Source organism: Shimia gijangensis (genome assembly GCF_900142085.1).
GTDB classification, from domain to species: domain Bacteria; phylum Pseudomonadota; class Alphaproteobacteria; order Rhodobacterales; family Rhodobacteraceae; genus Shimia; species Shimia gijangensis.
In genome coordinates this window covers 18,617-31,930 of record NZ_FQZQ01000001.1, presented here as the reverse complement: position 1 = coordinate 31,930, position 13,314 = coordinate 18,617, and the positions used below count along the sequence as shown (strand labels likewise).

The 13,314-nt window shown below is 53.3% G+C and carries 10 protein-coding genes and 1 tRNA gene; 3 read left to right on the top strand and 8 right to left on the bottom strand.

What is annotated here, in order from left to right:
* Window positions 1–12: 12 nt before the first annotated feature.
* The 7 genes from queG to BUC32_RS00090 all read right to left on the bottom strand — a co-directional run bounded on the left by queG (window position 13) and on the right by BUC32_RS00090 (window position 9,823).
* Complete coding sequence (gene queG / locus BUC32_RS00120; protein ID WP_073248164.1) at window positions 13–1,071, bottom strand: tRNA epoxyqueuosine(34) reductase QueG; 1,059 nt, start codon at window positions 1,069–1,071, stop codon at window positions 13–15.
* A gap of 23 nt (window positions 1,072–1,094) precedes the next feature.
* Complete coding sequence (fzlA, locus tag BUC32_RS00115; RefSeq protein WP_073248162.1) at window positions 1,095–1,760, bottom strand: FtsZ-binding protein FzlA; 666 nt, start codon at window positions 1,758–1,760, stop codon at window positions 1,095–1,097.
* A gap of 58 nt (window positions 1,761–1,818) precedes the next feature.
* Window positions 1,819–2,541: a monofunctional biosynthetic peptidoglycan transglycosylase gene (gene mtgA / locus BUC32_RS00110; protein ID WP_083599180.1), complete on the bottom strand. Its 723-nt coding sequence runs from the start codon at window positions 2,539–2,541 to the stop codon at window positions 1,819–1,821.
* 118 nt (window positions 2,542–2,659) lie between these two features.
* A complete protein-coding gene (gltB, locus tag BUC32_RS00105) occupies window positions 2,660–7,198 on the bottom strand; it encodes a glutamate synthase large subunit (protein WP_073248160.1) in 4,539 nt (1,512 codons plus the stop codon).
* Window positions 7,195–7,641, bottom strand: coding sequence for a GFA family protein (locus BUC32_RS00100; RefSeq protein ID WP_073248660.1), 447 nt, complete (start codon window positions 7,639–7,641; stop codon window positions 7,195–7,197). Before BUC32_RS00100 ends, gltB begins: the two co-directional genes overlap by 4 nt.
* A gap of 4 nt (window positions 7,642–7,645) precedes the next feature.
* Complete coding sequence (locus BUC32_RS00095) at window positions 7,646–8,311, bottom strand: hypothetical protein (protein ID WP_139280599.1); 666 nt, start codon at window positions 8,309–8,311, stop codon at window positions 7,646–7,648.
* A 78-nt stretch (window positions 8,312–8,389) separates the two neighbouring features.
* A complete protein-coding gene (locus BUC32_RS00090) occupies window positions 8,390–9,823 on the bottom strand; it encodes an NAD(P)-dependent oxidoreductase (protein WP_073248155.1) in 1,434 nt (477 codons plus the stop codon).
* A gap of 220 nt (window positions 9,824–10,043) precedes the next feature.
* Between BUC32_RS00090 and BUC32_RS00085 the strand changes: the two genes are divergently transcribed.
* Window positions 10,044–10,847, top strand: coding sequence for an undecaprenyl-diphosphate phosphatase (locus tag BUC32_RS00085; protein ID WP_073248153.1), 804 nt, complete (start codon window positions 10,044–10,046; stop codon window positions 10,845–10,847).
* 47 nt (window positions 10,848–10,894) lie between these two features.
* On the opposite strand, the gene BUC32_RS00080 is transcribed toward BUC32_RS00085, so the two are convergent.
* Window positions 10,895–11,875 (bottom strand): complex I NDUFA9 subunit family protein, encoded by a 981-nt coding sequence (locus tag BUC32_RS00080; RefSeq protein ID WP_073248151.1) that lies wholly within the window; start codon window positions 11,873–11,875, stop codon window positions 10,895–10,897.
* 223 nt (window positions 11,876–12,098) lie between these two features.
* Between BUC32_RS00080 and BUC32_RS00075 the strand changes: the two genes are divergently transcribed.
* Both BUC32_RS00075 and BUC32_RS00065 read left to right on the top strand, forming a co-directional pair.
* A tRNA-Leu gene (locus BUC32_RS00075) sits at window positions 12,099–12,185 on the top strand.
* Window positions 12,186–13,075: 890 nt separating this feature from the next.
* Window positions 13,076–13,276 carry a ribbon-helix-helix domain-containing protein gene (locus BUC32_RS00065; RefSeq protein ID WP_073248148.1) on the top strand — a complete coding sequence of 67 codons (201 nt, stop codon included), beginning with the start codon at window positions 13,076–13,078 and terminating at the stop codon, window positions 13,274–13,276.
* Window positions 13,277–13,314 lie beyond the last annotated feature (38 nt).

Genomic DNA, 13,314 nt, shown 5'->3' with positions numbered 1-13,314 from the left:
CGTAAAACGGCCCTAAACCTGCCTGTTTGCGACCTGTTTTAGCTGCTCTTCCGCCCAATGAGCAGCATCAACGACAGTTTCATCCGGGTCTGTCTGTAGTGCCCGGACCTTTGGCAGCAAATTAATGTCGTCACTGTTGCCAATGGCGTAAAGCACATTGCGAATGAACCTGTTGCGCCCGATGCGCTTGATCGGGCTACCAGAAAAATACGTGCGAAAAGATGCATCGTCCAATTCTACCAAACTGCTGAGTTTTGGAGCCATCAAGTCATCGCGTGCATGGTACCTCATCTCGCGGGCTTCTACAGCAAACTTATTCCACGGGCAGGCTGCCAGACAGTCATCACAGCCATAGATACGATTGCCCAACAACGGGCGAAACTGCAGATCTACAGGCCCGTGATGTTCAATCGTCAAATAGGAAATGCATCGACGCGCATCAATCTGATTAGGCGCCGGAAATGCATCTGTTGGACAGGCATCCAGACAGGCCCGACACGACCCGCAATGATCGATTTCGGCGTAATCAGTCTCTAATTCTACCGTTGTGAACACCGATCCAATGAAAAACCACGACCCCAATTCTCTGCTCACGAGATTGGTGTGTTTGCCTTGCCATCCCAATCCTGCCGCCTGACCCAGTGGCTTTTCCGGAACCGGCGCCGTGTCAACAAACACCTTCACTTGGGTTTCATCACCGACCTCGGCAATCAACCAACGCGCCAACCGTTTGAGCCGCTTTTTGACAATCTCGTGGTAGTCTTTGTTTTGGGCGTAAACCGAAATGGCAGCGCGATCTGGCATCTCAAGAACTGCCGTAGGATCATGCTCAGGAGAATAGCTTTCCCCCAGCATGATCACTGATTTTGCCTCCGGCCAAAGGACTGATGGATTTCCGCGCCAATGCGTGCGCTCGGCCAGCCATCCCATCTGCCCATGATGTCCCTTTGCCAAATAGGCGGACAGGCCTTCGGGTACATGGCCAACTGCATCAGGACGGCAAATGCGGCACGAATCGAACCCCATCTCCTGCGCTTCAGCCACTAGTTTTGATTTCAGGTCATCAGCCATGTTCAGACATCGGCGTCACAGTATCAAAAGTCCAGATCTGAATAATGTTGCGGCGGTACAAAGCCAGGGATTTGATCCGCCAGAATTGAGCGAAACGCCGGGCGTGATTTTATCTTGGCGTACCAGTCCTTGACGGTCTCTGATCGATTCCAGTCCACATCCGAAATATAGTCCAGCGCAGACAGATGCGAGGCCGCCGCGAAATCAGCCAATGTCATCACATCTCCCGCCAACCAGCGACGATGCTCCAAAAGCCAGTTCATATAATCCAGATGGTATTTGATGGCGCGCGCACCCGCTTTGACGTTGGTGCTGTCTGGATACCCCTGTCCGGTGACCTTCTTGTTCACACGCTCATACAAAAGTTTGGATGTCACTTCGTGGTGGAATTTATCATCAAACCACGCCACAAGGCGGCGCACTTCGTACCGGCCGTCTGCATCCCGCGGCATCAGACTTGGATCGGGATACTTTTCTTCAAGGTATTCGCAGATGGCACCGCTTTCGGCCATCATTTTTCCGTTCATCTTGAGAACCGGAACCTTGGCTGCCGGGTTGCGACGCAGGAAATCAGGATCTTGTTCCCAATATCGTTCCTCTACCAACTCGACCTCAATCCGTTTTTCGGCCAAAGACAGGCGAACCTTGCGACAAAAGGGAGAAAGAGGGACATGGAAAAGACGATTCATCTGAACATCACGCTAGAATAAGAGTACGCCACCTCAATGCCCTGAGATCGCAAATTTTTCAATCCTCGAAACAAGCTGATCGACCGTCTTGGCGGATGGTTTCTGCCCCATCCATGATCGCTGCTGCTTTTTGGCGGACCCTTGCCGATGGTTTTGCGGCAGATCGCTTTTTTGGTGAAGGAAGAACAGCCGCAAGCCGGGCGGCCTGAACCGCGCTCAGCGCCTCTGGCCCAACTCCAAAATAATGGCGCGCGGCAGCTTCGACGCCAAAGACACCTTCATCAAACTCGGCAATGTTTATGTAAATCTCAAGAATTCGCCGTTTGCTCCATGCAATTTCGGCGACTGGAGTGATCAAGGCCTCAAGTGCCTTACGTGCCCAGCTTCGGCCTTGCCATAGATAGACATTTTTGACCGTCTGCTGGCTAATTGTTGACGCCCCCCGAGTAGCACCCCCATCCATAGCTGCACGGATCGCTTTGATATCAAAACCCCAGTGCTGACAGAAATTGGCATCCTCTGCGGCCACAACGGATCGCAGGAAAACCGGGGCAACTTCTTCGATTGCCACCCATTCACGATCTATCTGACCTAACTTGCGTTTCTCACCAACCATAGTCCATGTGATCGGCGGGTTAATGACCGCGTAGAGCAACACTAGCAAAACGGTAAAAGACACAGCCCACATCAATGATCGGCGCAACCAGTGACGCACGCGCAACCATTGCCGCCGAGCGAGGCTTGGTTCTTGCTTCTTTTTCGTCTTCTTCTTTGCCATCATCTCGGACCTGCTCTGCCCCTAGGCCCTAATCCAGCACCGCCTGTCAGGCAAGTGTTTGCGACAAGGAAAAGCCCCACAGACTTGGTCTGCGGGGCTCAACTCTTGTACTTTTAACACATTATTCAGCGGGAACGGCCGTCTCTTCTTCGCTGAGTGGTGCCGGGATATGCACCAGCATCTCTTTTGGGCAGACCTGCAAGAAGTTGGCCTTCTCAAACTCCCAATGTTGCAAAATATCCGCGCCTTTGCGGCTACCTGTTTCGGCAACATGGCGTTCGATCATGGATTTCAGCTGATCTTCCCAATGGGCAACCGTGACCGGACAGGTCACCAACGTTTCCATGTTCATGACATCCGGGGCTTTGCCCTCTGGATCGTACAGATAGGCCATACCTCCGGTCATGCCTGCGCCAAAGTTGGCGCCGATGTCTCCAAGGATCACGGCCAGACCACCGGTCATGTATTCGCAGCCACAGGCACCACAACCTTCGACCACCACTTTGGCACCCGAGTTGCGCACAGCAAAACGCTCGCCCGCGCGGCCTGCGGCTAACAGATAACCGTCTGTGGCCCCGTAAAGAACCGTATTGCCGATGATGGTGTTTTCCGAAGCCATCAGTGGTGACGCCATTGACGGGCGAACTACGATCATGCCCCCGGATAGGCCCTTGCCAACGTAGTCGTTGGCATCGCCAGATACTTCGATCTTGAGACCCGGAGCCGCAAAAGCCCCCAGTGATTGTCCGGCAGATCCGGTCAATTTCACCGTCAAGTGATCCTCTTGCAGCGCATTGCGCATTCCAAAATTGCGGACGATATGCGACGAGGTGCGCGTTCCGACAGTACGATGGGTGTTTTGCACCGCATAAGACAGCTGCATCTTTTCGCCATCCTCAAGGAAACGGCTAGCATCGCGAACAATCTCGGCGTCCAGAGTATCCGGCACCGCGTTGCGGTCTTTGTCACGGTTATAGACGATGTTCTTTGCACCATCGACCGTGATTAACAGCGGATTGAGGTCCAGATCATCAAGATGTGCCGACCCGCGCGAAACCTGCGCCAAAAGGTCAGCGCGGCCAATCACTTCATCCAAAGAGCGCGCCCCGATAGAAGCTAGAATTTCGCGGACTTCGGTCGCATAAAAGGTGATCAGGTTCACAACCTTATCCGCCGAGCCCGAATACTTGGCCCGCAACTCAGGGTCCTGCGTACAGACACCTACCGGGCAGGTATTCGATTGGCACTGTCGCACCATGATACAGCCCATCGCAATCAACGCGGCGGTTCCGATGCCGTATTCCTCGGCGCCAAGCATTGCGGCCATGACAATGTCACGCCCAGTGCGCAAACCGCCATCGGTCCGCAGGGTCACGCGTTCACGCAGGTTGTTCATCGCCAGAACCTGATGCGCCTCGGTCAGACCCATCTCCCACGGAAGACCAGCATATTTGATCGAGGTCGCAGGCGATGCCCCGGTGCCACCGTTGTGACCCGAGATCAGGATGATGTCGGCCTTAGCCTTGGCCACACCAGCGGCAATTGTGCCAACCCCCGAAGAGGCCACCAGTTTCACGGTGACTTTGCAACGCGGATTGATCTGTTTCAGATCGTAGATCAGCTGTGCGAGGTCCTCGATCGAATAGATATCGTGGTGCGGCGGCGGTGAAATCAGGGTGACGCCCTTGGTCGAGTGACGCAGGCGCGCGATCAGGTCGGTCACTTTCATGCCCGGCAGCTGGCCACCTTCACCGGGCTTTGCGCCCTGTGCCACCTTGATCTCAAGTTCTTCACACTGGTTCAGATATTCCGCCGTGACACCAAAGCGGCCCGATGCCACCTGTTTGATCTTGGCCGACGGATTGTCGCCATTGGGTTCCGGTACAAAGTGTGCCGGGTCTTCGCCGCCTTCACCGCTGTCCGATTTGGCACCAATGCGGTTCATCGCAACGTTCAGGGTTTTATGGGCTTCGGGGCTAAGCGCGCCCAAAGACATGCCCGGAGTCACAAACCGTTTGCGGATCGACGTGATGCTTTCGACTTCTTCTATCGGCACAGGTTTTCCGATTGCCTTGATGTCCAAGAGATCACGCAAGTGGATTGGTGGATTGGCGCGCATCGCAGCGGAATACTGTTTCCACAGCTCATATGAGGCTCTGTTACAGGCCGATTGCAACATATGCATGGTCTGAGCACCCCAGGCGTGAGTCTCGCCAGATTTGCGAGCCTTGTAAAAACCACCAATTGGCAGAACGTCCTGACCAGTGCGAAATCCTTTGTGGTGAATTTCGACAGCTTTGGTCTGGATGCCGCTGATCCCGATGCCTGAAATCCGGCTAAGCATGCCGGGGAAATACTCAGCGCACATCGCGCGCGACAGACCAACCGCTTCAAAGTTGAGCCCACCACGATAGGATGAGATGACCGAGATACCCATCTTGGCCATAATCTTGAGAAGGCCCTGATCGATGGCTTCGCGATAACGCGCCATCGCGGTGTTAAGGTCGCAATCAAGCAAGTTCCGTTCAATACGATCAGCCAGCGAATCTTCGGCCAGATAAGCGTTGACCACAGTGGCCCCTGCGCCAATCAGAACCGCAAAATAGTGCGGATCGATGCATTCGGCAGAACGCACATTCAGCGAACAGAACGTCCGCAACCCTTTGCGCACCAAATGGCTGTGAACCGCGCTTGTCGCGAGGATCATTGGCATCGCAACCCGGTCAAGCCCCTGCCCTTCATCGCTCAGAACGATATGCCCGGCCCCAGACCGAACGGCATCTTCTGCCTCGGCGCGAATACGCTCCAGTCCGGCTTGCAGCGCACCTTTGCCGTCATCCGCTCCAAAGGAGCAGTCAATACGCGCGACAGTGTCATCAAACGCTTCGAGAAGTTTTTCAAACTGAGTGTTGGCCACAAAAGGGCTTTCCAGCATGACAATCTCTGTTTGTGAGCCGTCTTCGTCCAACACGTTTTTGAGGTTCCCAAACCGTGTCTTCAAAGACATCACTCGGAATTCACGCAAGCTGTCGATCGGCGGGTTTGTGACCTGAGAAAAATTCTGGCGGAAGAAATGGCTCAGGGGGCGGTACTTGTTCGACAGAACCGCACTTGGTGTATCGTCGCCCATTGAAGCCAGTGTTTCTTTACCATCTTCTGCCATTGGCGAAAGGATTTGCTCTAACTCTTCCATGGTGTAACCGGCTGCGATCTGACGCTGACGCAGGTCTTCGCCAGTGAAAATGGCTGTTTCAGGCACACATTTCAGATCGGTCGCCAGATCACGAATTTTGCCAACCCATTCACCGTAGGGTCGGGCAGTCGCGAGCTTATCTTTAAGTTCGGTATCGTGGTACAATTTGCCTTCGCCCATATCGACAGCGATCATCTGCCCAGGGCCCAGCGCGCCTTTCTCGACCAGATTTGCCTCGTCAATCGGCACCATGCCTGCCTCGGATCCAGCGATCAGCAAGCCGTCTCCGGTCACCACATAGCGCATCGGACGCAGGCCGCTGCGGTCTAGCCCGGCGGACACCCAGCGACCATCGGTCATTGCCAGCGCGGCAGGGCCATCCCATGGCTCCATAACCGAGTTGCAATAAGAATACATATCACGCCATGCATCAGGCAATTCAACAGCCTGCTGCGACCAGGATTCCGGGATCAGCATCGTTTTGGCCATCGGGGCCGAGCGCCCAGCACGCACCATAACTTCAAACACCGAATCCAAAGCGGCCGAGTCAGAAGACCCACTTTGAACAATAGGTTTGATGTCTTCTGCCAGTTCACCGAAAAAGGAAGAAGCCATCCGAATTTCGTGGCTCTTCATCCAGTTAAGGTTGCCCTTCAGCGTGTTAATTTCGCCATTGTGCGCCAGCATGCGGAAAGGTTGCGCCAGCCACCACTGCGGGAAAGTGTTGGTTGAATAGCGCTGGTGGTACAGGGCAAAAGCGCTTTCAAAGCGTTCGTCTTCCAGATCAGGATAAAACACGGCAACTTGTTCAGCCAGCATCATGCCTTTGTAGATGATCGACCGGCAGGACAGCGACGCAAGATACAACTCGGTAATGTTTGCAGTCGCTGCTGCCTTTTCGATGCGGCGGCGGATCACGTAAAGCTCGCGTTCGAATGTGTCTTCATCTACGCCTTTGGAGTTCGAAATCAGAATCTGTTCGATCTCGGGACGTGTCGCGTTTGCTTTCTCACCAAGACAGGTCACATCCACAGGTACATGACGCCACCCATAGATGTTGTAACCCATCTTCAGAACTTCGGTTTCGACAATCGTCCGACAGGCTTCCTGTGCACCAAAGTTGGTGCGTGGCAGAAACACCTGACCGACCGCCATTAATTCGTCCATACGGGGTTCATGACCTGTACGGCGGATTTGGTCGTAAAAGAACATGACGGGGATCTGCACATGGATGCCCGCGCCATCGCCGGTTTTACCATCGGCATCCACCGCGCCACGGTGCCAGATTGCTTTCAGCGCCGTAATGCCTGCTTCGACAACTTTACGGCTGGGTTTACCGTCAATCGATACGACAAGGCCAACACCACAAGAGGAATGCTCTTCTTCTTCCTTGTAGAGACCATTTTCAGCCATCCATGTGCGCTTGGCCTCTTCGGCACGAACCCAGTTTTCGTCATATTTTATCATTGCGGCTCTCCTTCTTCCGAGGGGGCGAACAATGCGATCACCTCAGCCTCGGTCATTTGAATTCTGTCTGCTGGAAACTCATAGGCTCCAGTCTGGCGGTCCACGTAAAACTCGCGCGCCAGTTTCATTTCGTCTGTGTCATCCAACAGTCCAACGCCAATGCTGACTCCGCTGGCGTATGGCCCTTCGGTCACGCGGTACCAAATGTTTGATCCGCATTTTTTGCAGAATGCTCGTTCAGCCCAATCCGAGCTTTTAAACGTGGCTATTTCCTCGGCGCCGGACAGCTGAAGATCCTGCATTTCGATGTGAACACCTATCCAACGCCCACCGGACCAGCGTCTGCACATATCGCAGTGGCAAAGTCCAAAATTTTTGGGCACATTGCGCGCGGAAAACGACACCGCCCCGCACAGGCACTTTCCAGTCTTTTCACAGCTCATTGTGTCACCCATCACACCCAACAAGCGACGTAGTCACGCCAAAGCCTATTTCTCCGGGTAAAGCAATTTTACGGGGGGTCCATTCCAAACGGTTTTTTGAACCAAACTGATCGACCTCTGCCACACCTTCAATCAACAAGGAGGCGTCTGGCGTTGCGTAAACCGTAAAATCATACTGAGATGTTACGCCGTTTTTCTTGACTGTCATTTTGCGAGAAAGTGTTCCGGTCACAAAAGTCTGACCACTTATAACGATTTCTTCTTTACTCATAAGCAACGTAGACTCCATGTGAAGCACGTTGCCCTTTAGAACACCTGTTGAGAACGTCAAATCGCGTTCACCAAGGCTTTCGCCTGTTGCCAGAGCGCTTGAAAGCGACGCCTCAGGTGCGCTGCCTTCGACCACTCTAACATCTGTGCGTCCACCGTCCGCCATATACGCTACGAGATCCCAATCCGGCCCGAAGATATGCGTATCGGTCAGCTCACCCCGCAGAAAGGAATGCACTTCTGTAAGATCTCCACACTGCACGTAGTTCGACACAATACAACTGTCTCGGTGCACAGAGGCTTTCACTTCGCAGTTTTCGGGAACTGGCATGGTTTCAGAGGCAGACGTCAAGCCGGCGACCATGGACAGTGCCGCTGCCAATACTACAGTTTTTCTCATATCAGTACTCCCGTTTAGTGGGTGGCTCATATGGTGTGGCAACGCGCCTGACGAAGTTAGCAGACAGGCAGCCAACCTTTACTCTGCGGCAACCGATGCCGACGCGCTAAACCTTTCGACAATGGCATCTGCGCTATCGCGACCATCCTTAATGGCCCAAACTACCAGTGACGCACCACGGACAATGTCGCCGATTGCATAAACACCGTCGATGTCTGTCTCGCCTGTCGTGAATTGCGCTTTGACTGTACCCCAACGGGTCACTGCCAATTCCGGCTCGTTCCAAAGAGCGGGCAAATCTTCTGGCTCAAAGCCCAATGCTTTGATCACCAGATCGGCGTCTTCCATATAGTCCGCACCCTCGATCACTTCCGGGCTTTGGCGTCCCGAAGCATCGGGTTGCCCAAGACGCATGCGCTGAACCATCACTCCGGTCACAGGATCTCCTGCAAATCCTTTAGGAGCGGCCAGCCATTCGAACACCACGCCTTCTTCCTCGGCATTCTGGGTTTCACGTTGCGATCCGGGCATATTAGCGCGGTCACGGCGATACAGACATTTAACACTTTCGGCGCCTTGCCGCACTGCAGTGCGTACACAGTCCATAGCCGTATCACCGCCGCCAATTACGACAATTTTCTTGTCTTTGGCATCCAACTCACCGCTATCGAATTCTGCAACACTGTCTCCAAAGCTCAAGCGATTTGAACAAGTCAGGTAATCGATTGCATTCACGATGCCCTTGGCACCCGCACCGGGGCCTTGCAGATCACGGGTCTTGTATACGCCGGTGGCGATAATCACGGCGTCATGGGCCTCGCGAATGTCCGCGAAAGTAATGTCCTTGCCGATTTCACAGTTCAAACGGAAGGTCACGCCGCCCGCCTCAAGCTGCGCGTTACGGCGCATCACGATATCTTTTTCCAGCTTAAAGCCCGGAATGCCGTAGGTCAGCAATCCGCCTGCACGATCATGACGATCATAGACAGTCACCTGAACACCTGCTCGGCGCAAACGGTCCGCAGCCGCCAGACCACCGGGGCCTGCGCCAATGATGCCGACACTTTCAGCCCGCTCTTGTGCAGGGATGATCGGCTTGACCCAACCCTTTTCCCAAGCAGTGTCTGTGATGTATTTCTCAACCGCGCCAATGGTCACCGTCTCGTGGCCAGATTGTTCGATCACACAGTTGCCTTCACACAGGCGGTCCTGAGGGCAGATACGCCCACAAATTTCCGGAAACGTATTGGTGGCCTGACTGATGGCATAGGCCTCTTCAAGACGCCCGGTCGCTGTCATGTTCAGCCAATCAGGAATGTTGTTGTGCAGCGGGCAATGTGCCTGACAATAGGGCACGCCACATTGCGAGCAGCGGCTGGATTGCTCTGCAGCCTTGGTGTCGGCAAATTCCGAATAGATTTCATTGAAATCCTTGTTCCGCATTTCTGCGTCGCGTTTTTCGGGCATATCCCGATTGACGGTTACGAATTTCAGCATCGGTTGCTTGGCCACGGTTGCTGCCTCCTAATTTCCTTGGTCACGCGTGTGTAAGCAAGTTTGAAAAGATATAAAAGTCAATTTCACTGACCTATTAGTGATTTTTTTCGAGCCTTCTGGTAGCGCATCAAGGGAAATGGCATAAAATTAACTCCGAATCGGACCTAAATACACTCTTTCCTTCTATTTCCAATACCTTATAGGCTAACCCCATAGGACAAAGGATCATGGGCGGATGAGCTTCTTTCATATTCTATTGGTCGCGATCATTCAGGGACTGACAGAATTCCTACCTGTCAGCTCTTCAGGCCACTTGATTCTATTGCCGAATCTCACGAGCCTTGAGGATCAGGGACAGGCCATAGACGTCGCCGTGCACCTGGGCACGCTCGCGGCGGTGGTGGTGTATTTCTGGTCAGATGTGCGATTGGCGGTTGGCGGCCTCCCCCGGCTGGTGACTGGCCGTGTGGACACCGAAGGCAGCAAACTGGCATTTCTTCTGATCATGGCCACTATTCCGGTTGTCGTCCTGGGGTTTATCCTAAGCGTCACCGGACTAAGCGACGCCATGCGTTCAATCACAGTCATTGGCTGGACCATGCTGGGCTTTGGCATACTGCTTTGGTGGATGGATCAAAAAGGTAGTTCGGACAAATCTTCGGGTGACTGGAATTTGCGCGACGCGATGATCATGGGGTTTTGGCAGGCCGTGGCTTTGATCCCCGGCACGTCCCGGTCTGGCATTACAATCACCGGCGCCCGCGCGCTGGGGTATGAACGCAGCGACGCGGCGCGCCTTTCAATGCTGATGTCGATCCCCACTATCATTGCCAGCGGCGTGTTGCTGGGCGCCAAAGTCGCAGGTAACGCTGATCTGCAAACAGCCCGCGATGGGGCCATTGCTGCTGGGTTTTCCTTTGTCGCGGCCTTGCTGGCGCTGGGCCTTATGATGCGCCTGTTGCGATCAGTTAGCTTTACGCCTTATGTGATCTATCGCATTGCCCTTGGCTCCGTACTTTTGGTCATCGCATATAGTTAGGGCGGACCCCGCAGGGCCCGCTCCAAAACTTTCGAGTTCTCAATCCGTCAGACTTTCAGGTTCTTAGCCGAATCCTTGATGTCGTCATACTGACCCGACGGACGATACCGCCACAGATACGTCGGCAATACAGTGCTTGTACTGGTCGGCTTGATGCCCAGATCTTCGAGAGTACGCGCATCTTCAGCGACAACATTGTCTTCACGCAGCAGTTTCACCTGATCACGAGTCAGAACCTTGTTTTCGATCAGACCCATCAGGATTTTTTGAGTAAGATCGCAACCCAACGCCATTAGGTGCGCCACCCAGAACGGAAGGTTCACAATCACCCGGCGACGATTGACCAGATCCAGAGTTTCCTGTGCGAAATCGCGCAGCGTTCCAACATCTGGCCCGCCCAGTTCGTATAGTCCTGAGGCTTTGCCTAAAATTCCCTGAACTGCCGCAGCCGCAACATCATCCACGAACACGGGTTGGAACCGTGTGTCAGCCCCAACAACAGTAAGGAAAGGCCCGAACCGCGACAGGAAACCAAAACGGTTAAAGAACCCGTCTTCCTGCCCGAAAATCACCGAAGGGCGCAGGATCATGGCATCAGGTAGATGGGCCAGCACGGCAGCTTCGCCTGCGGCTTTGGACTGCGCGTATTCGCTTTCCGAGTCAGCGTCTGCTCCGATGGCAGACACATGCACCATGGTCGAGATACCGATTGCAGCGGCCAGCCTTGCGATTCTCTCGACGCCTTCGACTTGAACGGAATCAAAAGTGTTCTTGCGATGTTCGCCCAGAATACCAACACAGTTCACAACCGCGTCGGCCCCTTGCATAGCTGCTGCAACCGACGTGTCGTCGCGTATGTTGCAGGGGAAAGGTTCAACCTGACCAACAGTGCCATATGGTTTAACGTGCAAAGCTTCGTTTGGACGGCGCACGGCCACCCGTACACGCCAGCCTTCTTTGGCCATGCGGCGCGCAATGTAGCGACCAACAAAGCCAGAGCCGCCGTAGATCGTAACCAGTTTAGACATGGGAACCCTCCGCTGTCTGAATTCCTTAAGCTGGAATACTCTCACGAGCGTTTCGGAACAAGACGCAAAGCCACCCCCGCGACAAGAATACCCTTGCTTGGAGGCCAAGTCCTTCCGGATCGGCTTACAGAAGCCCGGCACTCTTAGGAAATTTTGGCAATTCCACAGAATCGACGTTGACACCACCTTGCCCGAGGTCTAAATGCCAGCCTCACCAACCCGTGCCCAGATGGCGGAATTGGTAGACGCGCTAGCTTCAGGTGCTAGTGTCCGCAAGGACGTGGAGGTTCGAGTCCTCTTCTGGGCACCAAATCTTCTTGGCATTTTCGCTATAAGTTACTGAGTTTAGTGAATTTTCTGAAGCTTTGAGCCAATCTGTTCCGAAAAATGTTGCACATTTTGTAGCACATTTCCGGTTTCGCAGCTGTTGCCAAAACCTCACGCGGCAAGCGCAAAATTGGCAGCGCGAGTGCTTGTTGTGGGCGTCTCTGGATCACGAATCCAAGAAGTTGCTCCTCTTCCTGATCTACCAATTTCTCTAGGACGTCTCGGCCGATTGTCCGTCAGGCCAAAAGAAAAGCCGCCAACAAAATGCTAGCGACAAATCCAAAACTCGGCTTCTGAATGATTGTGTGAAATTTTCTAAGGAATTCTCTTAGCTCATTTGCGCGATAGCCGCGATCCTAGACTTAGTGTCCACCCGAAGATGACGCTCTTCGATTTCCCGTTCCAGGCGCTCAAAAATGGGGATGTACAATTCACCGTCAGATCGGCTTTGTATCGCCTTGGCGATGTACTTTTGATATAGCACTAATTCTTCAATAGTTACCTGCATGGGCTTTGCCTCTTTTATTGTCTGCCCAACTTTTAGCCCACTGAGATTAAGCAAATATTTAAGAATTCATGCATTTGACCATAGCTAGGTAAATGATTTCATATCACCAGCAGACTTCTCTGCCGGCTTTCTGATTCGAACCCGATCATCAGATCAGATGTGCCTGGTGGGCCAATTCCATCATGACCAAACTGACGTGAATGACGACACTAATATCGTGCAGCCCATGCCAACCTTTTACGAACAGCTTCTTCATGACGTCTCTCCTTATGGTGTGCATAATGTGTATAATGTGCCGTATGATTCGTAAAGCACATTTGACACATAATGTGTGCCACACTAAAGTTGTGTGACAGGAGAAACACATGCCCCCGAGACGAACTGACAAGAAAGCCACTCGTATCCACGTCATGCTTGATGAGGACGAGCTGGTTGAGGTGGACGAATACTTCCACGACGCCCGCCTCAAAAACCGTTCGGAAGCGATCAGAACTCTTCTCAAATATGGACTGGAAGTGCACAGATCACGGCGACCAATGGGAAAAGAAAAGCCGGAACCAATGTAATTTTCACGCTAATTCAGGTATTTTTCTATGTTTCGTAA